Here is a 23326-nt window from a genome sequence, read left to right as displayed (position 1 = left end):
ATACGCAGTACAACAAAAAAAAGGGCCCCATGCGGGGCCCTTGCTGTGTGCGGGAATGCCGCGTCAGAAGCGGTGCGCCAGGCGCGCGAACCAGGCCGCGCCGTTCAGGCCGAACTGCACGCTCTCGTACTTGAAGCCATTGTCGGTTTCGTTCGGATCCTGTTCGCTCGGCTTGACGTTGAAGATGTTGGTGCCGCCGACAGTGAACTTGGTTTTGTCATTCAGAGACCAGGTGAGGGACAGGTCGGCCGAGGTCCTCGCCTTGTAGTACTGGTTCGGCACCGGCGGGCCCGAGAAGGTGCCCAGGGTCTGCGGACCGAAATGGATGATGCGCAGCGCGGTTTCCCATTTGCCCTGGCTGTAGTCGAAGCCCAGCGTGGCCTTGCGGCGCGGCGCGCCTTCCTCGATGAACAGGCGTTCGCGCTCGGACAGCAGCACGTCTTCGAAGCCACGCAGCGCGCTCGGCGCGTGCACGCCGGTCACTTCGGTCTTGCTGAAGTTCAGCGCCAGGAAGGTGTTCAGCCGGCCCGCGCCCACGCTGGCGCGGTTCGACACCGTCACGTCCAGGCCCTCGGTCTTGGTGTCGACCGAGTTGACGAAGAACTGGGCCTGGCCCACGCCGAGCTGCTGCAGGGTGGCGCCGAGGGCCGGGTAGTTGTCGGCGTCGAAGCGGCCCGACAGCACGATGCGGTCGTCGATATTGATGCGGTACAGGTCGGCCGTCAGCGAGGTCGCCTGGCTCGGCGACCAGGTCAGGCCCAATGTGTAGCTCTTCGACTCTTCTTCCTTCAGGCGCGGGATGCCGGCGGCGTTGGCAACGCGGCCGCCGTTCGGCGCCAGCACCACGTCGAGCGGCTGGCCGCTGACGAAGTCGGTGAAGGTCGACGAGAAGTAGACCTGCTGCAGCGACGGCGCGCGGAAGCCCGTGCTGGCCGAACCGCGCAGCAGCAGCGTCGGCGCCAGCCTGAAGCCGCCGGCCAGCTTGCCGGTGGTGGTCGAACCGAAGTCCGAATAGCGCTCGTGGCGCAGCGCGGCCTGCAGCTTGAAGCGCTCGGACAGGTCGGTCTCGACGTCGAGGTAGGCGGCGTTCGAGTGGCGGTCGCTGTCGGTCGCGTCGCTCGGCTGGAAGCCGGGGAAGCCCTGGCTGCCGGCGTTGCCGCCCACACCCACGCCGTCGGCGTCGATGTAGGAACCCGGTTCGCCCGCGCGGATCTTGTAGTTCTCGCGGCGGTGCTCGAGGCCGAAGGCGATGTTGGTGCCCATGCCGAGGCCTTCATAGAAGCGCGAGAAGTCCAGGTTGGTGGTGGCCTGGCGGAACGAGAAGCCGCCGGCGTCGAACTGGCGCGCGCTGATGCCGCGACCGCCGCGGCTCAGGTCGAGGTTCGCGATCGAGGCGTTGAGCGTGTTCGCGATGTTGTAGCGCATGCGGTTGTAGCCGATGGTCTGCGACAGGTCGGTGTTCCACTCGCCCAGCTTGAAACGGTAGCCCGCGGTGCCCCAGCGGTCGTCGATGTCGCCGTTGATGAAGGGAACGAAGCCGTCCGGGTACATCGCGGCCGAGTTGCGCGAAGGGATGTCGTCGGAGCCGATGCCTTCGCGCGCCCAGGCGGCCGAGGACGCGTCGCGGTTCTGCACGCCCGCGGTGACGTAGGCCTTGCCGGGGCCCGCCGGGAATTCGCCGTTCAGGTAGAGGGTGCTGTTCTGCGACTTGGTGTCGCCGATGATGCGCGGGTTGCCTTCCTCGGCACGGTTGGAGCGGCCGCGGTCGTAGTATTCGCCGGTGATGCCCAGCACGCCGCCACCCACGGCCACGCCGCAGTAGGCCGAGGCCAGGTAGTTGTCGCCGTCGCCTTCGGTGTACTGGCCGAAGCCCGTCACCAGCTCGCAGCCCAGGTTCTTCTTCAGCTCGATGTTGATGACGCCGGCGATCGCATCCGACCCGTACTGGGCGGCGGCGCCGTCGCGCAGCACCTGCACGTTACGGATCGCCATGACGGGAATCGCGTTCATGTCGGTGCCGGTATTGCCGCGGTTGCGGGCGCCGAACAGGTTCACCAGCGCCGTGGTATGGCGGCGCTTGCCGTTCACCAGCACTAGGGTCTGGTCGGACCCGAGGCCGCGCAGGGCGGCGGAGTCGACCAGGTCGGCGCCGTCGGCGCCGGTCTGGCGCGTCGAGTTGAACGAGGGCGACACGTTGGTCAGGATCTGGGCCAGGTCGAACTGGCCGCCCTGTTCGGTGGCCTTGGTCATCGAAATCGTATCGACCGGCACCGGCGTGTCGATGGCGGACGAGCTGCCGACGCGGCGCGAACCGACGATGCTGACGCTCTGCATGTTGCTGCCCTCGGCCGCGGCCGCGGCCGGCGGGATGGGCGCCGTTGGAGCCGTATCCTGGGCGTGGGCGGGAAGCAGGAAGGCGCCGCCATACAGGGCGAGCAGGAGCGACTGGGGAAGGCGTTTGAGTGTGAGCACCGATGTCTCCGAGGCAAAATTGAATACTAATCAATCGTCGGAGCAGCACCAAGGCGCTGTAGCATTAACACAACGTTGTAGCAATATAACCTGTATTTATCAAGCATACTGCAAGAAACAATCCGAATTGCCACAAGGTAATGTAATTGTTTTGTAGGAATTGTCTTACATGCGCTACTATGATTTTAAAAGGTGCGCACCTCTCTTTAGTGAGATTTTGCGTAACAGCTCATCACATGAAGAGAAAGACAAGGATGTTGAAGAACCTGAAAATCGGCGCCCGGCTCGCATGCGGTTTCGGCGCCATCGGCATGCTGACACTCCTGCTGGCGGCGATCGCCCTGGTGCGCATGGGGGACACGGCGCACATGGTGGCCGAAGAGAAGCAGATCCGCACCACCCAGCTCGCACAACTGATCGAGCTTCGCGAGGCGCTCGGTCAGACCGGCCTCGCAGCGCGCAATGCCTACATCTACGAGCGCGACGAGGACGCGTTCAGGGAGCTCGACGTGCTGGACCAGCAGCGCGCCATCTTTGTCGATCGCCTGCAGAAACTGGAACCCATCCTCGGCGAGCGTCCCGACTTCCGCAAGGCCAGCGCCGGACTGCATGCCATGGCGCGCGAGCTGGCGCGACCCCGCCAATACCGCAGCGCGAAACAGATGAGTGAGTTCGGCGTCTTCCTCGTTGCCGAATGCAGCCCCTTGCGCCGCCAGATCGTGGCCGATCTCGATGTGGTCATCAGGAATATCGAGACCCGGATGAATACCGCCAGCGACCGTGTCGATTCGGTAGTGGCAAGCTCGCGCACCATCGTGGTCGCCATTGCGGCGATCGCCCTCGCGATCGGCGCGGCCCTGGCCTACTGGGTCACCATCAGCATTACCCGTCCGCTGCGCCAGGCGTCCCGGTTTGCCGAGGCCGTGGCGGTGGGCGACCTGACGGCCCGCATCGATACCTCGGCGGGCGACGAGATCGGCACGCTGTCGCGCTCCCTGGCAGGGATGAGCGCCGGCCTGGCGACCATCGTCAACGGCGTACGCCAGGGAACCGGATCCATCACCACCAGCAGCCGCGAGATCGCGTCCGGCAACCAGGACCTGTCGGCCCGCACCGAGTCCCAGGCCAGTTCCCTGCAGCAGACTGCCAGCACCATGCATGAGCTCACCGATGCGGTCAACCGCAACGCCGAAGACGCACGTTCAGCCAGCCTGCTGGCGACCGAAGCATCGCGGATCGCGGACCGCGGCGGCGCGATCGTCGGCGAAGTCGTCAAGACCATGGGCGACATCAGCCATGCTTCGAGCCAGATCGTCGATATCATCGCAGTCATCGACGGCATCGCCTTCCAGACCAATATCCTGGCCCTGAACGCCGCCGTCGAGGCGGCCCGCGCGGGCGAGCAGGGAAGGGGATTCGCGGTCGTGGCCGGGGAGGTGCGCCTGCTTGCGCAACGCTGCACCAGCGCCGCAAGCGAGGTCAAGGCGCTAATCCATGCATCGGTAGCAAAGATCGACGACGGCACCAGCCTGGTCGACGAATCCGGCAAGACCATGCGCGAGCTGCTGGGCAGCGTGCAGCGCGTCAGCGTGCTGATCGAGCGGATCGCTGCCGCCAGCGACCAGCAGGCCGCGAGCGTCCGCGAGATCAATACCGCGGTCGGGCAGGTGGACGACCTGACCCAGCAGAATGCATCGCTGGTAGAACAGGCAGCCGCCGCGGCCGAATCGATGCACGACCAGGCCCGGGAGCTGGCGCGCCAGGTCGAGGTGTTCCGCGTCGCCTGACGCGCGGCGCAAGCCTTATTGCCTGTTGCGCAGCAGCTGGGCGATCTCGTCCAGCTTCGCCTCGATCGCGCGCAGCGCGGCCAGCTGGGCATCACCGCCACTTTCCTGCGGGCGCTGGCGAAGCGCTTCGCGCGCCTGCAGGATGCGGGTGCGGAAGGCCTGGGCGTCGATGATGCCGGTCAGCTGCATGTCGGACGCCTGGCCTGCACTGTGGCCCGCCGTCTCGAACTTCAGGGTGCTCAGGTCGAAGCGCCGCAGGATCGGGCCTTCGATGAAGGTCACGTCCTGGATGTTCTCGAGCGGGATGGTCTTCTCGGTCGTGACCAGGATGCCCTTCCGGTAGCGCAGGCTGCGCTCGTCGAGGTGGCACTCCAGGCGGTCGAAATAGTGCTGGGCCCACCAGCGGCCCACGCCCAGGAACCAGACGATCGCCAGCGGGATGCCGACGATGGTCGACATCATGACGACGCCGATCTTCAGCACCAGGAAGGGCTTGATCAGGGGATTGAACTGCGCGCGGGTGCCGGTGTCGGTCATGAGGCGACTACCTGGTCCTGGCCGAGCGTCGATGGCCTGGGCTTGTCCTGCCGCCTGCCGTTGAGCAGCACGCCGATGAGCGTATGGCGCACCAGCAGCTGGTAGCTGAGCAGGCAGACGACGGTTGTCGCCAGCACGTTCAGCGCCATCTTGGTCATCGGTCCCGCCGGCAGGGTGTACAGCATGGCGCCGAAGCCGATCGTGCACGGCATGTGCACCAGGAAGACCCAGTAAGAACTCTCGGAGACGTAGCGCAGGACGCGGTTCTGGCGCGGCATGTAGCGCAGGAACAGGCCGATGAGGGCAAAGCTCCACAGCCAGCTGGCGAGGTTGTAGGAGAAGGCGATACCGGCTTCGAGGTGCGGAACGGATGCCGGCCGGGTGGTGAAGACCTTGAAGCCGGCGAGGGCGACGACGAACACGACGAAGCCGGCGAGCAGCTTGCGCCAGCAGGTCCGGGTAAGGTAGGGCAGCAGCGTGTCCTGGTGGCGCCAGGCCAGCAGGCCGCACACGAAGTACATGCCGTTGTACACCAGCTCGGTCAACTGCGGGATGAAGGAGCCGTTCGGGGCGAGCATGCCGGCGCGGTAGAAAGAAGCGACGATCGCCAGTGGAATGGTCAGCACCAGCGGGCCCCACCAGCTCTTGGTGAGCTTGCGGAAGACCGCATCGACGCCGTCATGGACGGGCGCCGGCAGCCTGCTCCACAGCGGCGCCAGCGCCGCGGTCAGGATGCAGAACCAGATCAGGTAATACAGGAACCACATGTGCATCGTGTTGAAGGGCGAGGCGCCGGCGCCCTTGCGGGCCAGCAGCGACATGTCGATGCCCACGGTACCGCGCGCCATCACGTGCAGGTAGACCAGCATCATGACGGTGGTGCAGACGATCAGCACCGGCCAGAAGATGACAAAGGGTAGGGCCAGGCGGCGCATGCGGTGCGCCAGCATGCCCCTGGGTCCACGGCGCGCGATCAGCAGGGCCACGAAATAGCCGGCCAGGATGAAGAACACCGGCATGCGGAAGACGTGGATAAAGACCAGGATCAGGTCAGCGACCGGCGTGGTCTGCGAATCGCGCCACGGCAGGGGCAAGGTACCGGTGGTGTGGTTGATCGCCACGTGGAGCAGGATGCCGAGCCACATCATCACGGCGCGAAGGTTGTCGAATGCGTGAAGCCGGCTGGGCTGGTCCATGATGTTCCGTGTGATGGTGGAGGCCCTGTATGGACGCTCTCCGGAAGGAGAGATGACTATATGCCAATTACAAGCTGGTGTCTCTATTTCATGCGGCCAGGGTAAGCGTGTAATGCGTATCGTTGGCGCAGGCGCGGTGTCCCATGCTGGAAGGCGCCGCATACACCGACAGCGGCTGCTCGCCGGCGAGCAGATTCACGACCGCCGCCACGTCCATGCCGTTGATCGCGGCCTGGAAGCGGCGCAGCAGCTCGCGGCACAGCTTTTCTTCCAGGCGCACTTCGTCAGGCAGCACGCGCAGTCGGCGGCGCGCACGCGCCAGGTGCTGGCGCGCATTCGCCGTCCCTGTGCCCAGGATGGCCGCGATGTCCGCATGGCTGCAATCGAACACCTCGTGCAACACCACCGCCAGGCGCTCGGCCGGCGACAGGCGCGCCAGCAGGAGGCCCAGCGCCTCGGCGAGTTCAGCCTGGCGCAGCAGGCCCTCCTCGGGCAGCGCGGGCGGCGCGCAGGGCAGCAGTTCCAGCGCGATGTGCGCGGCCGCCTCGTCGCGGGCGCGCCGGCGCAGGCGGTCGATCGACTGGTGCTGCACCACGGTGGTCAGCCAGGCGGCCGGCGTCGCCAATGCGGCTTGATCGGCGCCATGCCACTTCAGGAAGCAGTCCTGCACGATGTCCTCGGCCTCGGCGGTGCTGCCGACGATGCGGCAGCTGATTGCCGTCAGGCGCGGGCGCAGCCGTTCGAACACGGCGCCGTCGGGATCGGAAGTGGATGGCATGGCGGTCTCCTGTCGCGGTGGTGTCCCACTTGACGCTCGGGAAGGGGCGGATGTGACAGGCACGAGAAAATTTTTCTCAAGCGTCACATGGCGCCGGCGGCGAGCGTCAAGCGGCTGTTACTACTCTACCGCGAAAGGACGATCATGATGTTGCATGCTCCAACGGGACTGGGCCTCGTGCCCACCGTGATCGAACAGACCGGGCGCGGCGAACGCGCCTTCGATATTTATTCGCGCCTGCTCAAGGAGCGGGTGATCTTTCTGGTGGGCGAGGTGACCGAGCAGTCGGCCAACCTGATCGTGGCCCAGCTGCTGTTCCTGGAATCGGATAACCCCGACAAGGACATCGCGCTCTACATCAATTCGCCTGGCGGCTCGGTGTATGCCGGCATGGCGGTCTACGACACCATGCAGTTCGTCAAGCCGGACGTCTCGACCCTGTGCACCGGCTTTGCCGCCAGCATGGGTTCCTTCCTGCTGGCGGCGGGCGCGCGCGGCAAGCGCTACGCCCTGCCGAATGCCCGCATCATGATCCACCAGCCGCACGGCGGCTCGCAGGGCGTGGCCGCCGACATCGAGATCCAGGCGCGCGAGATCCTGTACCAGCGCCACCGCCTCAACAGCCTGCTGGCCGAGCGCACCGGGCAGGACCTGGCGCGCATCGAACGGGATTCGGACCGCGACAATTTCATGTCCGCCGGCCAGGCGGCGGAATACGGCCTGATCGACCGGGTGCTGGAACACCGGTCATGAAAAAACCGCGGCGCCAGTGGACCGGGACCGCGGTTTGCAAAGGAAGCGGGGAAGGCGTTACTGCTTCTTGGCGTCTTCCTTCGGCCAGGACACGCCCAACAAGGCCGCGTTCATCGCCTGCTGCGCGCTGCTTGCCTTGTCGAGGGCCTTGATCTTGGCCTTGCCTTTCGGGCGTTGCTGCGGCGTGATCGGCATTTCGACCAGCTCGTCGCGGCGGAACAGGTGCAATTTGAACGGACCGGCTTTGGAGAGCGACATCTTGTCGCCGATGTCCTTGGCGGAGACGCGCAGGCCGTTCACCGCCACCAGGGTGTCGCCCGAGACCACGCCGGCCTTCCACGCCGGGCTGTCGCGTTCGACGACGGTGACCACCGCCGGGTCGCTGCCTTCGCGCAGGGTCCAGCCGGCCCACCATTCGGTCTTCTGTTCCTGGTCCTTCGGCACGTCGACCACTTTTTGCAGGCCGACCTGGGCCAGCAGGCTGTCGAACGGGATCTCGGCGGTGCCGTCCACGTACTGGGCCCACCAGGCGCTCCAGTCCTGGCCGCTCACGGCGCGCAAGGCCGCCAGCACGGCCGGCACGTCATAGCCGCCCTGGGCGGTCGAGTGCTTTTCGTACAGGATGCGGTGCACGTCTTCCAGGCCGCGCTTGGCGCCGGTCTGGCGGCGCAGTTCGATGTCCATCATCAGCGCCAGCAGCTGGCCTTTGGAATAGATGTTGACCGAGGCATTGCGGGCGCGCTCGCCGCCGACCGCGATCCATTCGTCGAAGCTGGCGTCTGCCGCGCTTTGCTGCAAGCGCCCCGGCTGGTGCTGGTAGTCGTCGACCAGCTTGGCGTACTCCTCGAGGAATTCGTCGCGCTTTTCCAGGCCGGCGCGCAGCACGATCAGCTCTTCGAAGTAGGAGGTGTGGCCTTCGGCGATCCACAGCAGGCGGTTGTAGTTCTCGTTCTGGTAGTCGTAGGGCACCATCTCTTTCGGACGGTAGGCCTTGACGTTCCAGGTGTGGAAGAACTCGTGCGCGGCGACGCGCAGGAAGTCGAGGTAGCCCTTGCGCGGCGCGTAGGTCCAGCGCGGCTTCTGGATCACGGTGGAATTCGCGTGCTCGGTCGCGCCGCCAACGCCGTCGGTGGCGTGGACGATGAACAGGTAGCGCTGGAAGGGATACTTGCCGCCGTAGAGCTTCGCGGTTTCAAGCACGATCTTCTTCAGGTCGGTCATCATCTGCTTGCCGTCGTGGTTGCCGCGGCCCCAGATCGCCAGCTCGATGGTGCGGCCATCGACTTTATCCGTGTAGAACTCGTGGATGCCGGTCTCGATCGGCGCGTCGATCAGCACGTCGTAATTGGGGGCGACGAAGCAGTGGTCGCAGCTACCTGCGTCCATGCCCGAGCGCGACTTCCAGTTCTGCGGCACTTCCAGCTTCACCTTGACCGGCTCCTTTCGGAACGGGGCGGCGTAGACGAACACGCCGCTGGCATCCAGGTAGGCGTGGGTGTCGTCGATGTGGCGGGTGCGTTCGCCCAGCAGGTTCGCGTACAGCTCGTACTGCACCGTCACCGCGTCGCCCGGTTTGGTACGGACCTGCCAGGTGCCTTTGTCGGTCTTGGCGACCGGCAGCGGCTGGCCCTTGGCGTCGAAGGCCTTGAACAGGCGCACGCCGTTGGCGAGGTTCAGGATGTTGTAGCGACCGGTGCGCCAGTTCGGCATTTGCACGTCCAGCGTGGTGCCGGACGTCGCCGGGAAGCTGGCGCGCACTTCGGCCAGGTGCTGGGCCGCGTCGGTAATCTTGAGCTGGTAGTCGACGTCGGCGCGTGCGCTGGCGGTCGCGCCGAGCAGAAGCAGGGGGAGGGCGTAGGAAAGGAGTGGTTTCATGTCCGCAGAATGGATGAGCTCTGGTAGAGCGTGCGCGGAAGTGTATACCAGCTCGCGCGCGGCGGACAGCCTTGCCTGGTGTAAGTACGGCCACGCCGTCCTGGACGACGTGGCCCGGCTGCTCCCTAGTTGCTCAGCAGGACCTGTGCGATCAGGCCGGTGGCGATGGCCGCCAGCACGTAGTCGTTGCCGGCGCGGACCCAGTGATGGCCACGCGGAGGCGCGCTCAGGTGGCGCGCACGCCAGTCGGTGACGACGTAGCGGCTATCGCGGTATTCCCGGTCCAGGCGCTGGCCGCGGCGCAGGTCGTGGCGCGGTCCGCCGCCGCGGCGGTCGTCGCGATGATATTGACGGGCGTCGTAGTAGCGGTCGTTGTTGCGGCGGTCGTTGTCGAAGCGGCGGTCGTTGTCGCGGCGGTCATTGTCGTAACGGCGGCTGTCCTGCCCGTAGGCGTGGCCATTGCGGTTGTCACGGTCGTAGCCATGGTCGCCGCGCTGCGCGTACGCGCTGCCGCTGGTGGCCATGGTCAGGGCAATCATTGCCGATGCGAACAAAGTCGATTTCATTTTCACTCTCCTGTTGACGCGCTGTGCTTTCGCGATGGGTTCATTACACCGCGAACCGGGCCGAACAGGTGAAGCGAAGCGGTAAGGATTGCTACCAAACGTATCAGGGCCGGCCGGCGATGGAGTCGACCACGGCGCATGGTTCTGCGCGGCCGCCAACCAGGATCGCGCCATCTTGCACCTGCGTCTGGATCAGGCACGACTGGCCGGTGGCCCGTCCCTGCAGCAGGGTGATGCCGTGTCCCAGCAGGGCGGTGAGGGCGCCGGCCGCCACGCCGGTGGCGCTGTCTTCCAGGGCCGGGTCGAGGTGGTTGAAATTGCGGCCTTCGTAGCGGTCCGCATCGGCACCACCTTGCAAGCGGCACCAGGCATAGATGCCGTTGATGCCGGCGTCCTTGCCCCAGGCGGTAATCGCTTGCAGGTCCGGATGCAGCGCGTACAGGGTCGCTGCATCGGCGACTTCCACCAGCAGTTTCGGGCTGCCCACCGAGGCTAGCTGCGGGCGCGACAGCGGCACCAGACCGGGATCTGCCAGCAGGCGCGGGGGGAGGTCGGGCGCAAGGGCCGGCTGTGCCACCTGCTGCGCCTGCAGGCGGATGTAGAAGACATCCGCGTCGCGCAGCAGCTCCAGGCGCTGGCCGCGCATGGCCGTCGTCACCGCCAGCATGGGGGCTTGCGGATGGCGCGCGAACAGCACGTGGGCCACGGCCAGCGTGGCGTGCAGGCACAGCGGGCTGCGCATGTGCGGGTAGTAGAAATCGACGACATCTCCGTCGAGGTAGACACAGGTGGTGTTGCGTGCCTTGGCGAAGACGCGGCGCGTGTCTTCGTTTGACGCGTCTCCTTCGATCACGAGGGCGGGATTGCCGGTGCCGGGTGCGGCCCCAAAACACTTCAGTGCACGGATCTGCATGCGATTTCCTTGTCGAACAAGCCGTCTCGGTTATACTGTGTTTTTATACAGTATTGCTGGTTTGACTAGCATTGTATCCCCTTTGCCTAGCGCCTGCCGATGACCGATCCGCTCTCCACGCCACCCCAGGTTTTGCCTCCCTATGCGGAGCTGTTCTGCCTGTCGAACTTCTCCTTCCTCGAAGGAGCCTCGCATGCGGAAGAACTGGTGGCGCGGGCGGTCCAACTCGATTACTTCGCCCTGGCGCTGACGGACGAATGCTCGCTGGCCGGGGTGGTGCGCGCCCATGCCGAAGCAAAAAAGGCCGGCCTGCCGCTGGTGATCGGCGCCCACTTCCACCTGAAGAACGCGGACGGCAGCCCGGCGCTTTCCTTGATACTGCTGGCCAAGAACCGCAACGGCTACGGCAACCTCTCCGAGCTGATCACGCTGGGCCGCACGCGCAGCGCCAAGGGCACCTATTTCCTGACCCTGGACGACCTGGCTCGGCCCGCGCCCGCCTACGCGCACCTGAAGCACATGCCGGACTGCCTGGCGATCCTGCTGCCGCACTATCCCTCGCACGAGGCGGCAGACGTCGATCGCCTGCACCAGCAGGCCGCCTGGATGGCGTCCACCTTCCCGGGGCGCGCCTGGCTCGGCCTGGTGCTGCTGCACCGCGCCTTCGACGAGCCGCACCGTGAAACCGTGGAAGAGGTGGGCTGGCAGCACGGCCTGCCGATCACGGCGCTCGGCCACGTGGTGATGCACGTGCGCTCGCGCAAACCCCTGCAGGACACGCTCAGCGCCACCCGCCTCAAGAAGCCGGTGGCGGAATGCGGCTACGGCCTGGCCCAGAACGCCGAGCAGCACCTGCGTTCGCGCCTGCGCCTGGCCAACATCCATTCGCGCGAGGCGCTGGCCGAGACGGTACGCATCGCGCGCCTGTGCACCTTCTCGCTCGATGAACTGCGCTACGAATACCCGGACGAAGTGGTCCCGCCCGGCATGGACGCCACCAGCTTCCTGCGCCAGGAAACCTATATCGGCGCGCACCGGCGCTTCCGCGACGGCATCCCGGCCAAGGTGCAGGCCCAGATCGAGCACGAACTTGGCCTGATCGCCGAGATGCAGTACGAGCACTACTTCCTCACGGTGTACGACATCGTGCGCTTCGCCCGCTCGCAGCATATCCTGTGCCAGGGCCGCGGCTCGGCCGCCAATTCGGCGGTGTGCTACTGCCTCGGCATCACCGAGGTCGACCCGGCGCGCGCCAGCCTGCTGTTCGAGCGCTTCATCTCGAAGGAGCGCAACGAGCCGCCCGACATCGACGTCGACTTCGAGCACCAGCGCCGCGAAGAGGTGATCCAGTACATCTATGCGAAATACGGGCGCGAGCGCGCGGCGCTGGCGGCGGTGGTGATCAGCTACCGCCCCAAGAGCGCGCTGCGCGACAGCGGGCGTGCGCTCGGCATCGACCTGGCCATCGTCGAGAAGGTGGCCAAGACCCACCACTGGTTCGACAGCCGCGCCGACCTGGTGGGACGCCTGGCCGAGGCGGGCCTGGACCCGGAATCGCGCCTGGCGCAGCAGTGGGCCACGCTCGCCCACAAGCTGCTGAACTTCCCGCGCCACCTGTCGCAGCACCCGGGCGGCTTCGTCATCGCGCGCGGCAAGCTGTCGCGCCTGGTGCCGATCGAGAACGCCACCATGGCCGACCGCAGCGTCATCCAGTGGGACAAGAACGACCTGGAAGAACTCGGGTTGATGAAGGTCGACGTGCTGGCGCTGGGCATGCTGTCGATGATGCGGCGCGGCCTGGAACTGGTGGGCCAGCGCTACGGCAACCTGTTCGAGATGCAGGACATCCCGCCCGACGACAAGGCCACCTACGACATGATCTGCGCGGCCGACACCGTGGGCGTGTTCCAGATCGAGTCGCGCGCCCAGATGAGCATGTTGCCACGCATGCGCCCGCGCCGCTTCTACGACCTGGTGATCGAGGTCGCGGTGGTGCGCCCCGGCCCGATCCAGGGCGGCATGGTGCATCCTTATTTGCGGCGGCGCCAGGGCCTGGAACCGATCCATTATCCGAGCGACGAGATGAAGCTGGCGCTCGAGCGCACCCTGGGCGTGCCGATCTTCCAGGAACAGGTGATGCAGGTCGCGATCCTGGGCGCCGGCTTCACGCCGGGCGAAGCCGACCAGCTGCGGCGCGCGATGGCGGCCTGGAAGCGCAAGGGTGGCCTCGAAAAATACTACGACCGCATCGTGCGCGGCATGCTCGAGCGCGGCTACACGCTCGAATTCGCCGAGGCGATCTTCAGCCAGATCCAGGGCTTCGGCGAATACGGCTTCCCCGAATCGCACGCGGCCAGCTTCGCGCTGCTGGCCTATGCCAGCTCCTGGCTCAAGTGCCACGAGCCGGCGGCCTTCCTGTGCGCGCTGCTCAACAGCCAGCCGATGGGCTTCTACAGCCCTTCGCAGCTGGTGCAGGACGCGCGCCGCCATGGCATCGAGGTGCGCCCGGCGGACGTCGCCATCAGCGGCTGGGACTCCACGCTGGAAGAGCTGGACCCGGCCGATCGCTCGCGCCAGCCGGCGGTGCGCTTGGGGTTGTCCCTACAGCGCGGCCTGAAGCAGGAAGTCGCCCTGCGCATCGAGATGGCGCGCGCGGTGCGTCCTTTCGACAGCGTGGCCGACCTGGCGCGCCGCGCCCAGCTCGACCGCGGCGACCTGCAGGTGCTGGCCGGCGCCAACGCGCTGCAATCGCTGGCCGGGCACCGGCGCGAAGCGCTGTGGCAGGCGGTGGGCGCGGTGCCCGACCGCGACCTGCTGCGCCCGACCACGCCGCAGGAAGAGCAGCCGCAGCTGGCCGCACCGTCGGAAGCCGACGAGATCGTGGGCGACTACCGCGCCCAGGGCCTCACCCTCGGGCGCCATCCGCTGGCCCTGCTGCGCGAAGGGCTGCTGGCCAGGCGCTTCATGCCGGCTTCCACGCTTGCGGATTACGCCGATGGCCAGCTGGCGCGCGCCTGCGGCCTGGTGACGGTGCGCCAGCGCCCGGGCACCGCCAAGGGCGTGCTGTTCATGACGCTGGAAGACGAGACCGGGAACATCAACGTGATCGTCTGGCCGACCCTGGTGGAGCAGCAGCGGCGCGAGGTATTGAATGCCCCCCTGCTCGGGGTGTACGGCATCTGGCAGAAGCAGGGCGAGGTGCGCCACCTGGTAGCCAAGCGGCTGGTGGACATGTCGCACCTGCTCGGGAAACTGCGCGCCCCGAGCAGGGATTTCTGTTAGGCCGCGAGGCGCAGCTGCGCCTTGCCGCGCGCGGGCAGGGCAGGCGCCGACGCGCCTATGTGCAGGCGGAACACCGCCAGCGCGTCGGCCACGCTGTCGGCCTGTTGCGCCAGCGATGCCGCCGCCGCTGCCGCTTCCTCGACCAGGGCGGCGTTCTGCTGGGTGATGGCATCGAGCTGGCCGACCGCCTGGTTGACCTGCCCCAGGCCGCCGCTCTGTTCGATCGTGGCGGCCGCGATTTCTTCCATCACGCTGCGCACGCTGTCGACCGCGTCGATAATCTCGCCCATGGTCTGGCCGGCCAGCGCGGTCAGGCGGCTGCCGCTGTCCACGGTGGCGATCGAAGCGTTGATCAGCCCCTTGATTTCCTTGGCGGCGGCAGCGCTGCGCTGCGCCAGGTTGCGCACTTCGCTGGCGACCACGGCGAAGCCGCGGCCCTGTTCGCCGGCGCGCGCCGCCTCGACCGCCGCATTCAGCGCCAGGATGTTGGTCTGGAAGGCGATGCCGTCGATCAGGCCGATGATGTCCAGCACCTTGTGCGAAGAGCTGCTGATCGCCTCCATGGTGCTGACCACTTCGCCGACAGTGCCGCCGCCGCGGGCCGCCATGCTCGCCGCGCGCATCGCCAGTTCGTTCGCGGTCTTCACGTTGTCGCCGTTCTGCGCCACGTTCTGGGTCAGCTGCTCCATGCTGGCGGCGGTTTCCTCCAGGCTGGAAGCCTGCGATTCGGTGCGGCCGGACAGGTCCATGTTGCCGCTCGCGATTTCGCCGGTCGCATGGCGGATCCCGTCGAAATTGCTGCGCACGTCGCCGATCACGCTGAACAGGTTGACCGAGGTCTGGCGCAGGGCGGCTACCAGTTGGCCCATCTCGTTGTCGCTGCGGTTGTCGATGCGGGCGGTCAGGTCGCCACCGGCCAGGCGGCGCGCGAAGGCGGTCGCCTCGTCGAGCGGCGCCAGCACGTTGCGGCGCAGGCTGAGCCAGAGGTTGACGGCGACGCCGAGCGAGACCGCCATCGCCAGCAGGCTCCAGGGCGCGGCGCCGAGCCGCCAGCCTTGCGCCAGGTTGACCAGCAGGACAGTCGCCACCACGCCCATGCCGGCGTTGACCTGGGTCCGCAGCGGCAGGTTGCGCAGCGCTGCCAGGCGGCCTGCCAGGCCGCTTTTCAATACGCGCCCATGGCGCAGCACCAGCTTGCGCGGGTTGCCGGCCTTGAATTCCGCATACAGCGCGGCGGCCGCCTCGACCTGTTGGCGCGAAGGCTTGGTGCGCACCGACATGTAGCCGCATGCCTTGCCGTCCTCGAGTACTGGCGTCACGTTCGCGTAGACCCAATAATGGTCGCCGTTCTTGCAGCGGTTCTTGACCATCCCGCTCCATGGCAAGCCGGCCCGGATCGTCGCCCACAGGTCGGCAAAGGCTTCTACCGGCATGTCGGGGTGGCGCACCAGGTTCTGGGGCGCGCCGATCAGTTCTTCTTCGGTGAAACCGCTGACTTCGATGAAGTAAGGGTTGGCATACCGGATGTTACCCTGCAGGTCGGTGGTCGAGACGATGGTCCGGCCATCGGCAAGGAGGTATTCCTGGTTGGTGATGGGGGTATTGACGCGCATGGGGGGGAGATCCTCATATCCGGTGCAAAATCGACAAAAAATGACGAATTCATACGATATCACATATAAAAACGCGCCATTTACTGTTGAGTAGTATAGTCATCAATCAATTTTGTCATATACAAGAATTGCTTGATGGCACCAAAATACAACGCATGAATACGAGATATGCATGAAATGAATCCGCCGCTATGGGTCGTCATGGGCGTGAGCGGCTGCGGCAAGAGCGACATCGGCCGGCGGCTGGCGCAGGCACTGCAGGCCCGCTTCATCGAGGGCGATGCCTTCCACCCGCCCGAGAACTTGACGAAGATGGCGGCCGGCGTGCCGCTCACGGACGAGGACCGGCGCGGCTGGCTGCTGGCCCTGCGTGCCGAGCTGCAGAGGGCGGCAGACGCGGGAGAGGGGGCGGTGCTGTCCTGCTCCGCCCTGAAGCGCATCTACCGCGATGTCTTGCGCGGGAGCGATGCCGGCGCGGTCTGCTTCGTCCACCTGAACGGTCCGCGCGAGCTGATCGCCCAGCGCATGGCCGCGCGCAGCGGCCATTTCATGCCCGTGTCGCTGCTCGACAGCCAGCTGCGCACCCTCGAACCCCTGCAGCCGGACGAATACGGCCTCACGCTCGACCTGCGCGAGTCGCCGGCGCGTCTAGTGGAGCAGGTGCTGGCAGCCGCCCGGACCAGCTGAAACGTCTCGTTACACATGAGTTGCCCCGCTGTGGCTTTGTGTGTTTTTCTGGCGCCCCGGCTCTGTTACGCTTCCTGTATCACCAATAACAAAAAGGGATTCCATGGACATCAAGCCGCAATGGACAGCCGTCCTGGCGCTGGTCGCTTCCAATGCCTTTGCCGTCGAGGCGCCGATCCAAAGCGTTACCCTGTATCCCGGCAGCGCCACGGTGGAGCGCGTGGTGCAGGTCACACCGGGCATGACCCAGGTCGAGATCACGGGCCTGCTGGCCAACTTCAGCACCGACACCCTGCGCCTGCAGGCCGACCCCGGCATCCAGGTCGGGCAGGTGGTCACCCGCGACCAGGCCTCGGCCGACAGCCGCAACCCGCGCGAAGCGGAGCTGGAAGCGAAGATCCAGGCACTGCAGGACCAGCTCACCGTCATCGATGCGGACTACAAATCAGCGCAGCTGGTCCAGGGCTACCTCGAGCGCCTGGGCGGCGGTGAGGGCAGTCGCACTGGCCCCAGCGATCCCAAGGCCTTGCTGGGCACCCTGGATGCGATCCGCAAGGGCGGCAGCGACGCCCTGGCGCGCATGCACGAGGCCGAAGTCAGGAAGCGTTCCCTGGCCAAGCAGTTGGAAGCGCTCAAGAGCGACCTGGAGAAGGTGCAGGCGAATTCGCGCCAGAGCCGCACCATGACGGTGTCCGTGTCGGCGAAGCAGGCGGGCCGGCTGGTGCTGAGCTATCAGGTCAACCGCGCCGGATGGAAGCCGCTGTATCGCGCCTCGCTCGATTCGAACGCCTCCAGCATCGAGCTGGAACGGATGGCCGCGATCTCGCAGAAGACTGGCGAGGACTGGAGCAACGTCAAGTTGCGCCTCTCCACCGGCCAGCCGAGCCAGACGGCCTACGCGCCCGATCCCCAGCCATGGCTGCTGACCTGGCGCCCACCCCGCGAGCAGCAGGAAATGATCCGCTACCGCTACGCTCCCGCACCGGCTCCGCCGCCGGCGCCGGAGGCTGTCACGGTGGCGAGCTCGCGCAACATCCGGCCTGCGGATGACTACGTGGCCCCCATCGTGGAAACGCAGGGGAATTTCACCACCGAATACGAGGTGCCGGCCAGGGTCAGCCTGGCCGCGGACGGCCGCGAGATCTCGGTCGGACTGGCGAAGCAGAACCTGGCGGTCAAGCAGCTGGTGCGCATCGCGCCGCGCACCAGCAGGGACACGGCGGTGCTGACGGTCGACGCGGCGCGCCCCGAGGGCGTCTGGCTGCCGGGCCAGGTGCAGCTGCGCCGCGACGGCTCCTACGTGGGCGCGCTGTACTGGAATCCGCAGGACAGCGAACGTTTCACGATCTCCTTTGGCCGCGATCCGCTGGTGCGCGTCACCGTCGAGAACCGTGACGCGAAAGCGGGGCAGGTCGGCATCTTCAAACAGGAGAACCAGAAGCGCATTGCCGACACCTATGTGGTGACGAGCTTCCACCGCCAGCCGATCGACATCCTGGTGCTGGAGCCGACCCCGGTCAGCCAGGACGACAAGATTGCGGCGAAGGTGGCGCTCAGCCCGGAGGCGAACCTCAGGGACTGGCAGCAGCGCCGCGGCCTGGTCGGCTGGGAGCGCAGCCTGAAGCCGAACGAGACGGCGCGCTTCAACGTCGACTACGTGATCGACTATCCGAAGGAGGGGACGGTTCAGGGCCTGCCCTGAATCAAAACCGGGGAGTATGTACACATTCCCCCCCGCGTGGGGCTGCCCCGGATGGCGAATGGCGATTATCGTGTCGCCATTCGATCAGCAACCCCGAACGGACCACCATGATCAAACTTATTTACAAGACCTCGCGCGCACTTTCCCACGCGGCCAAGCACGCCGCCGTGCACGCAGCCATGCTGCTGGTGCTCGGCATCCCGGCCCATGCGGCCCAGAACACTCCCGCTGGCGCGAACGCGTCGGCGCAGGGCAAGTACATCGAACGCGGACGCTACCTGGTCAAGGTCGGCGGCTGCAACGACTGCCACACCGCGGGCTATGGCATGAGCGCCGGCCAGGTGCCGGAAAAGGAATGGCTGACCGGCGACCAGCTGGGCTGGCACGGCCCGTGGGGCACGACCTATCCCACCAATTTGCGCCTGTCGATGAACGCCATGAGCGAAAACGACTGGATCAGGATGGCCCAGACCATGAAAGCGCGTCCGCCGATGCCCTGGTTCACGCTGAACACCATGGACAAGGAAGACCTGCGCGCCATCTACCGCTTCGTGCGCCACCTCGGCCCGGCCGGCAAGCCAGCGCCGGCGGGACTGGCGCCGGGCGTCAAGCCGGCCGGTCCGGCGATCCTGTTCCCGGCCCCGCCGAACTGAACTTGCCGCGGCGCTTCATTGCGCCATGATCTCCGCTGCAGCCGCTTCCGACGATGGGGGCGGCTGCTCGGCAAATTCCGCATACACCCAGTCCCCGCTAGAACGCACCAGCCCCTCGGGCGCGGGGCGCTCGCGTTGCGGCGTCTTCGCCAGCGCCACCCGCATGTAGTCGACCCACACCGGCAGCGCCATCGTCGAGCCGTATTCGCGCCCGCCCAGCGAGCGCGGGTCGTCGTAGCCCATCCACGCCACCGCAACCACATTGCCGCCATAGCCCGCGAACCAGGCGTCGATGGCATTGCTGGTGGTGCCGGTCTTGCCCGCCAGGTCGCCGCGGTTCAGCAGGCGCGAGGCCTGGGCGGCGGTGCCGGCCCTTGCCACGTCGCGCAGCATGGAATCCACGATAAAGGCGTTGCGCGCATCCAGCACGCGCGCGTTTTCCTGCGGCGCGCGCGGCTTGCCGCTTTCGAACAGGACCTTGCCGTCACGGTCCTGGATCGTCATGCCGAGCTGCGGCTCGACGCGGTAGCCTCCGTTGGCCAGCACGGCGTAGGCGCCGGCCATCTGCAGCGGCGTCACCGCGCCGGTGCCGAGGGCCAGGGTCAGGTTGCTCGGGTGGCGCGCCGGGTCGAAGCCGAAGCGTCCCAGGTGCTCGCGCGCATGCTCGACCTCGACGGCGCGCAGCATGCGCACCGTGGGCACGTTGCGCGAATGGATGAGCGCATGGCGCATCGTCACCGGTCCCTCGAACAGGTTGTCGTCGTTGCGCGGCGACCAGTTGGCATAGGCCTTCTCGCCCGACAGATCGAGCGGCTCGTCGAGGATGGTGGTGCCCGGGAAGAAACCGCGCTCCAGCGCCGCCGAATACACGAAGGGCTTGATGCTGGAGCCGGGCTGGCGCCAGGCCTGGGTCACGTGGTTGAGCTTTTGCAGCTGGAAGTCCACGCCGCCGACCAGCGCGCGTACGCTGCCGGTCTGGGCGTCGAGGGCGACAAAGGCCGCAGCCACCTGCGGCAACTGGGTGATCGCCCAGCCATCCTTGCCGTTGCGCGCGATGCGGATGACGGCGCCCGGCGCCAGCTTGACGCCGGCCCTGGCCGCGGGCGTCAGGGCCGGCGCGGCGAAGGCAAGCCCGGCGCCGCTGATCTCGACGGTATCGCCGTCGCGGGTGGCGACGCGCACCCGCTTGGGCGAGGCCGACAGCACCACAGCCGGCGCGAAACCGCTCACCGCCGGCTGCTTCTGCAGCGCTTCCTGGATCGCCTCGGTGCGCGCCTCGCCCGCCTTGGGCAGCGCGATACGCGCTTCCGGGCCGCGGTAGCCGTTGCGGCGGTCGTAGGCGATGGCGCTGCGGCGCACCGCCTCGTAGGCAGCGGTTTGTTCGGCCGCATGGATGCTGGTGGTGACGGTGTAGCCGTGCTCGTAGGCAGCCTGGCCGAAGCGCGCGTAGGCCGCCTGGCGCGCCAGCTCGGCGACGTATTCGGCGCCCGCACCCGGACCGCCGCCGTCGCGCCGCACGCGCAGCGGCTCGGCCAGCGCCTTGCGGTACTGGGGCTCGCTGATCTTCCCGAGCTCGAACATGCGCTTCAGGACCGCGCGCTGGCGCTGTTGCGCGCGCTCCGGATTGGCGACCGGGTTATGGCGCGAGGGGTTTTGCGGCAGCCCGGCCAGCATCGCCATCTCGGCCACGCTCAGCGACTCGAGCGGCTTGCCGAAATAGGTGCGTGCGGCGCTGGAGAAGCCGTAGGAGCGCTGGCCCAGGTAGATCTGGTTCATGTAGACCTCGAGGATCTGGTCTTTCGATAAGGCCTGCTCGATCTTGTAGGCCAGCGCCACCTCGGTCAGCTTGCGCGGCAGGGTCTTGTCGCGCGACAGGAAGAAGTTGCGCGCCACCTGCATGGTGATGGTGGAGCCGCCCTGGGCGTGACCCATCGCAGCGATGTTGGCCTTGGCCGCACCCAGCGCGCGGATCCAGTCGATGCCGCCATGCTCGTAGAAGCGCGCGTCCTCGATCGACAGCACGGCCGCCTTCATCAGCGGCGGGATCTTCGCGATCGGCACGAAGTCGCGCCGCTCGGCGCCGAATTCGCCGATCAGGACCTTGTCGGCCGAGTACACCCGCAGCGGGATCTTGGGGCGGTAGTCGGTGACGGCGCCGATGTCCGGCACCTCGTCCAGGATGCCGGCAGGGGCGGCGGCCGGCAGCAGCAGGGTGGCGAGCAGCGTGGCGCGGGCGGCCAGGCGGGGCAGGGAAGCGTGGAACATGAGCTAGAAAAGGGAATGGTTGAATGCGGCGCGATCTTACCGCCATCGCGCGGCAAGCGCAGCAGGAACCGCCAAGGTAGCGCAAAACGGCTTGCCGGGGCTCAGGTATCGCTACCGCAGGCCGCCCCGCACTGCGGGTTATACTGGGTCGAGCCGTCACGATGGGAGGAATGCATATGCCGCGCACCGGCGAACGGGATGGATACCTGGTGATCGACTGGTCGTTCGCGTGGGATCCCTCGCTGGCCGACCTGCTGGCGGTCGCACCTGAGCTGGTGCTGGGCCGGCGGGTGGCGATCGTCTCCTGCGACAGCGGCGCCTACCCCCCATCCGCGGCCGAACTGGAAGCAGGGTGGTGCAGGGAAGGCGATGTAACGCTCAGCGCCGGCGTCGCAAGTATCGACTGCCTGCCCACGCCGGGCTTCGACGAATGGTACGTGTTCGACGACGCCCCCGCCGTGTTCCCGGTGCGGCAGCACGTCAATGTATTCGGCTTTTCCGTATTGGCCGAGAACGACGAAGCCAGGGCGTTCTGGGAACAGGTCCGCCAATGCAGGCCGCGCCACGTGCTGGGAACAGGCACGCCACATATGTTCGTCGTCACCCGTGACGGTGGACTGTTCGAGCGCCTCCGAAACCGTGAGCTCCTGGAGGATACGGATGACTAAGGCTGTGCACACATCGCTCTATCGGGTAAAACGGCTGAGCCGCCACGTGTTGCGCCTGCCGCTGTACTGCATCCTGGCACTGCTGGTCGTCATCTTCATCGACCTCGCCGTGCCCGCGCGAATCACAGTGACGGTGACCAACCGCGGCAGCGAACCCCTGCGCGGCGCTGTCGTCCACGTAACCGGAAACGCCTATCCCATCGGCTATCTCGCGCCCGGCGAACGCAAATCGGTGTTCGTGGAGCCCCAGGGCGAGAGCGACGTCGAACTGGCGTTCGAACCAGGCCGACGCTTGACCATCGGGTGCTACCTCGAACCTGGTTACCAGGCCCTGGTGACGGCCGAGGTCACGGCCGACCGGGTGCTCGCCGATACCTGCGAGATCGATTTCTCGCTGTTCTAGGTACGATTACCGGCGACAGGATCTGCGAGCCGCTCCAGCATGCAGTCCAGCGCCCGTCCGTACTGCACGCGCATGGCCTCAAGCTGGGCGCCATCGCCGCGCGCCGCGCACAGTGCGAGGCCGCTGCCGTGCACATGGTCGACCAGGATGTCGCGCCACAGCAGATGCCCGGGCGTGAGGGACGACAGCAGTCCGGTGAGGTGCTGGGTGATGCGCTGCGCCGTGCCGGCGAAGGCGGCAGGTTCGGCGAAGACTGCCAGGGTCAGCTGCGGATGGCGGCCGACGGCGTCGTGGTAGCGGGTGAGCAGCGCCCGAACCTGTGTGCGCGCGTCGGCGCCGGCATCGTTCTCGTCGAGCACGGCGCCGTACACACGCTCGCACAAGGCCTGCAGCAGGGACGCGCGGTCGCCGACATGGTGGTAGAGGCTCATCGGGGTGACGCCCAGGCGCGTGGCAAGCGCACGCATGCTGACATTGGCGCCGTTCTCGTCGAGCAGGGCCAGCGCGGCGCCCAGGATGGCCTCGCGCGTCACGCCCGCGCCTCCTGGGGGGCGGCCACGGGGCCGGCTCATCGCAGGAAGCGGTAGGTGGATTGCACCAGGCCCGAAGGGAAGCTGCGGCTGGCTACCAGGGCCAGTGCCACGTCCCGCGCCAGCGCGCCGAACAAGGGGCGGCCGGCGCCGATCAGGACTGGGACGGTGCTCAGCACCACGTCTTCGACCAGGCCGGCGCGAATGAAGGACTGCACCAGCTGCCCGCCGTCGACATAGACCCGGCGCACGCCCTGTGCTGCCAGCTGCGCCATGGCCTGCTGGGGCGTGGCGTCGGAAAAGCTAACCCTGCCTTCGAGGGCCGCTGGCACCGCCGTTCCGGCCAGCCGGCGCGACAGCACCAGCACGGGGCGATCATAGGGCCACGGGTCGAAGCCGAGCGCCTTCTCGTAGCTGCCGCGGCCCATCACGATGCAGTCCTTGTCCGCGATGAACTCGTCATAGCCGTGGTCTTCGGATGGATCGTCACGCTGCAGCAGCCAGCCGATGTCGCCGTCGGGACGGGCGATGTAGCCGTCCAGGCTGGTGGCGATAAAAATGTGCCCAGTGATCATGTAACGCCTCGTCGTTATTTATACAGCGTATATTTTAGTTGGCGAAGAGCGAGGGCGCGATCGGTCAAAAG

At 66.9% G+C, this 23326-nt stretch carries 19 protein-coding genes; 8 read left to right on the top strand and 11 right to left on the bottom strand.

The genetic code is table 11. The features are described 5' to 3' along the window. Positions 1-63 precede the first annotated feature (63 nt). Positions 64-2472: a TonB-dependent receptor domain-containing protein gene (locus tag LK539_RS01955; RefSeq protein ID WP_227799223.1), complete on the bottom strand. Its 2409-nt coding sequence runs from the start codon at positions 2470-2472 to the stop codon at positions 64-66. A 254-nt stretch (positions 2473-2726) separates the two neighbouring features. On the opposite strand from LK539_RS01955, the gene LK539_RS01950 reads away from it, so the two are divergent. Next, complete coding sequence (locus tag LK539_RS01950; RefSeq protein WP_227799222.1) at positions 2727-4259, top strand: methyl-accepting chemotaxis protein; 1533 nt, start codon at positions 2727-2729, stop codon at positions 4257-4259. A gap of 15 nt (positions 4260-4274) precedes the next feature. Here the strand turns inward: LK539_RS01950 and LK539_RS01945 are convergent, their stop codons facing one another. From LK539_RS01945 to LK539_RS01935, 3 genes are all read right to left on the bottom strand, one after another. Then, complete coding sequence (locus tag LK539_RS01945; RefSeq protein ID WP_227799221.1) at positions 4275-4796, bottom strand: PH domain-containing protein; 522 nt, start codon at positions 4794-4796, stop codon at positions 4275-4277. Continuing rightward, positions 4793-5992, bottom strand: a complete 1200-nt coding sequence (locus LK539_RS01940) for an acyltransferase family protein (RefSeq protein ID WP_227799220.1) — start codon at positions 5990-5992, stop codon at positions 4793-4795. The genes LK539_RS01945 and LK539_RS01940 overlap by 4 nt, the downstream gene beginning before the upstream one ends. A gap of 88 nt (positions 5993-6080) precedes the next feature. Beyond that, complete coding sequence (locus tag LK539_RS01935) at positions 6081-6770, bottom strand: sigma-70 family RNA polymerase sigma factor (RefSeq protein WP_227799219.1); 690 nt, start codon at positions 6768-6770, stop codon at positions 6081-6083. A 144-nt stretch (positions 6771-6914) separates the two neighbouring features. Here LK539_RS01935 and clpP point away from each other — a divergent pair, with 144 nt between their 5' ends. Continuing rightward, positions 6915-7523, top strand: coding sequence for an ATP-dependent Clp endopeptidase proteolytic subunit ClpP (clpP, locus tag LK539_RS01930; protein ID WP_227799218.1), 609 nt, complete (start codon positions 6915-6917; stop codon positions 7521-7523). Positions 7524-7580: 57 nt separating this feature from the next. Here clpP and LK539_RS01925 read toward each other — a convergent pair whose 3' ends face one another. From LK539_RS01925 to LK539_RS01915, 3 genes are all read right to left on the bottom strand, one after another. Beyond that, a complete protein-coding gene (locus LK539_RS01925) occupies positions 7581-9398 on the bottom strand; it encodes a M61 family metallopeptidase (RefSeq protein ID WP_227799217.1) in 1818 nt (605 codons plus the stop codon). A 125-nt stretch (positions 9399-9523) separates the two neighbouring features. Further along, complete coding sequence (locus tag LK539_RS01920) at positions 9524-9964, bottom strand: RcnB family protein (RefSeq protein ID WP_227799216.1); 441 nt, start codon at positions 9962-9964, stop codon at positions 9524-9526. Positions 9965-10067: 103 nt separating this feature from the next. Then, on the bottom strand, positions 10068-10877 hold the full coding sequence (locus LK539_RS01915) for a PhzF family phenazine biosynthesis protein (protein ID WP_227799215.1): 810 nt from the start codon (positions 10875-10877) through the stop codon (positions 10068-10070). Positions 10878-10976: 99 nt separating this feature from the next. On the opposite strand from LK539_RS01915, the gene LK539_RS01910 reads away from it, so the two are divergent. After that, positions 10977-14159, top strand: a complete 3183-nt coding sequence (locus LK539_RS01910) for an error-prone DNA polymerase (protein WP_227799214.1) — start codon at positions 10977-10979, stop codon at positions 14157-14159. Here LK539_RS01910 and LK539_RS01905 read toward each other — a convergent pair. Beyond that, positions 14156-15772, bottom strand: coding sequence for a PAS domain-containing methyl-accepting chemotaxis protein (locus LK539_RS01905; protein ID WP_227799213.1), 1617 nt, complete (start codon positions 15770-15772; stop codon positions 14156-14158). The two genes, LK539_RS01910 and LK539_RS01905, sit on opposite strands and share 4 nt — an antisense overlap. Positions 15773-15949: 177 nt before the next feature. On the opposite strand from LK539_RS01905, the gene LK539_RS01900 reads away from it, so the two are divergent. From LK539_RS01900 to LK539_RS01890, 3 genes are all read left to right on the top strand, one after another. Further along, complete coding sequence (locus LK539_RS01900) at positions 15950-16459, top strand: gluconokinase (RefSeq protein ID WP_227799212.1); 510 nt, start codon at positions 15950-15952, stop codon at positions 16457-16459. Between the two features lie 103 nt (positions 16460-16562). Beyond that, positions 16563-18161 carry a mucoidy inhibitor MuiA family protein gene (locus LK539_RS01895; protein ID WP_227799211.1) on the top strand — a complete coding sequence of 533 codons (1599 nt, stop codon included), beginning with the start codon at positions 16563-16565 and terminating at the stop codon, positions 18159-18161. 107 nt (positions 18162-18268) lie between these two features. Next, positions 18269-18814 (top strand): c-type cytochrome, encoded by a 546-nt coding sequence (locus tag LK539_RS01890; RefSeq protein WP_227799210.1) that lies wholly within the window; start codon positions 18269-18271, stop codon positions 18812-18814. Between the two features lie 15 nt (positions 18815-18829). Here LK539_RS01890 and LK539_RS01885 read toward each other — a convergent pair whose 3' ends face one another. Further along, entirely contained in the window at positions 18830-21079 is a 2250-nt protein-coding gene (locus LK539_RS01885) for a penicillin-binding protein 1A (RefSeq protein WP_227799209.1), read from the bottom strand. Between the two features lie 176 nt (positions 21080-21255). On the opposite strand from LK539_RS01885, the gene LK539_RS01880 reads away from it, so the two are divergent. Both LK539_RS01880 and LK539_RS01875 read left to right on the top strand, forming a co-directional pair. Continuing rightward, the gene (locus tag LK539_RS01880; protein ID WP_227799208.1) at positions 21256-21747 is read left to right on the top strand and encodes a hypothetical protein; all 492 of its coding nucleotides are present in this window, start codon (positions 21256-21258) and stop codon (positions 21745-21747) included. After that, the gene (locus LK539_RS01875; RefSeq protein ID WP_227799207.1) at positions 21740-22150 is read left to right on the top strand and encodes a DUF4352 domain-containing protein; all 411 of its coding nucleotides are present in this window, start codon (positions 21740-21742) and stop codon (positions 22148-22150) included. The genes LK539_RS01880 and LK539_RS01875 overlap by 8 nt, the downstream gene beginning before the upstream one ends. Here the strand turns inward: LK539_RS01875 and LK539_RS01870 are convergent. Both LK539_RS01870 and LK539_RS01865 read right to left on the bottom strand, forming a co-directional pair. After that, the gene (locus LK539_RS01870) at positions 22147-22683 is read right to left on the bottom strand and encodes a TetR family transcriptional regulator (RefSeq protein ID WP_227799206.1); all 537 of its coding nucleotides are present in this window, start codon (positions 22681-22683) and stop codon (positions 22147-22149) included. The two genes, LK539_RS01875 and LK539_RS01870, sit on opposite strands and share 4 nt — an antisense overlap. 35 nt (positions 22684-22718) lie before the next feature. After that, entirely contained in the window at positions 22719-23255 is a 537-nt protein-coding gene (locus tag LK539_RS01865) for a dihydrofolate reductase family protein (protein ID WP_227799205.1), read from the bottom strand. Between the last annotated feature and the right edge of the window lie 71 nt (positions 23256-23326).

The sequence above is a fragment of the Massilia sp. IC2-476 genome, assembly GCF_020707295.1.
GTDB lineage: Bacteria > Pseudomonadota > Gammaproteobacteria > Burkholderiales > Burkholderiaceae_D > Telluria.
The sequence above is the reverse complement of the archived record's forward strand: the minus strand, read 5'-3'. Positions and strand labels throughout refer to the sequence as shown.

What these genes read in the sequence shown, in the direction of transcription:
- LK539_RS01925 (WP_227799217.1), bottom strand. Translation starts at nt 9,398, where the DNA reads ATGAAACCACTCCTTTCCTACGCCCTCCCCCTGCTTCTGCTCGGCGCG.
- LK539_RS01885 (WP_227799209.1), bottom strand. Translation starts at nt 21,079, where the DNA reads ATGTTCCACGCTTCCCTGCCCCGCCTGGCCGCCCGCGCCACGCTGCTC.
- LK539_RS01905 (WP_227799213.1), bottom strand. Translation starts at nt 15,772, where the DNA reads ATGCGCGTCAATACCCCCATCACCAACCAGGAATACCTCCTTGCCGAT.
- LK539_RS01865 (WP_227799205.1), bottom strand. Translation starts at nt 23,255, where the DNA reads ATGATCACTGGGCACATTTTTATCGCCACCAGCCTGGACGGCTACATC.
- LK539_RS01895 (WP_227799211.1), top strand. Translation starts at nt 16,563, where the DNA reads ATGGACATCAAGCCGCAATGGACAGCCGTCCTGGCGCTGGTCGCTTCC.
- LK539_RS01890 (WP_227799210.1), top strand. Translation starts at nt 18,269, where the DNA reads ATGATCAAACTTATTTACAAGACCTCGCGCGCACTTTCCCACGCGGCC.
- LK539_RS01910 (WP_227799214.1), top strand. Translation starts at nt 10,977, where the DNA reads ATGACCGATCCGCTCTCCACGCCACCCCAGGTTTTGCCTCCCTATGCG.
- LK539_RS01875 (WP_227799207.1), top strand. Translation starts at nt 21,740, where the DNA reads ATGACTAAGGCTGTGCACACATCGCTCTATCGGGTAAAACGGCTGAGC.
- LK539_RS01935 (WP_227799219.1), bottom strand. Translation starts at nt 6,770, where the DNA reads ATGCCATCCACTTCCGATCCCGACGGCGCCGTGTTCGAACGGCTGCGC.
- LK539_RS01920 (WP_227799216.1), bottom strand. Translation starts at nt 9,964, where the DNA reads ATGAAATCGACTTTGTTCGCATCGGCAATGATTGCCCTGACCATGGCC.
- LK539_RS01915 (WP_227799215.1), bottom strand. Translation starts at nt 10,877, where the DNA reads ATGCAGATCCGTGCACTGAAGTGTTTTGGGGCCGCACCCGGCACCGGC.
- LK539_RS01880 (WP_227799208.1), top strand. Translation starts at nt 21,256, where the DNA reads ATGCCGCGCACCGGCGAACGGGATGGATACCTGGTGATCGACTGGTCG.
- clpP (WP_227799218.1), top strand. Translation starts at nt 6,915, where the DNA reads ATGATGTTGCATGCTCCAACGGGACTGGGCCTCGTGCCCACCGTGATC.
- LK539_RS01950 (WP_227799222.1), top strand. Translation starts at nt 2,727, where the DNA reads ATGTTGAAGAACCTGAAAATCGGCGCCCGGCTCGCATGCGGTTTCGGC.
- LK539_RS01945 (WP_227799221.1), bottom strand. Translation starts at nt 4,796, where the DNA reads ATGACCGACACCGGCACCCGCGCGCAGTTCAATCCCCTGATCAAGCCC.
- LK539_RS01900 (WP_227799212.1), top strand. Translation starts at nt 15,950, where the DNA reads ATGAATCCGCCGCTATGGGTCGTCATGGGCGTGAGCGGCTGCGGCAAG.
- LK539_RS01940 (WP_227799220.1), bottom strand. Translation starts at nt 5,992, where the DNA reads ATGGACCAGCCCAGCCGGCTTCACGCATTCGACAACCTTCGCGCCGTG.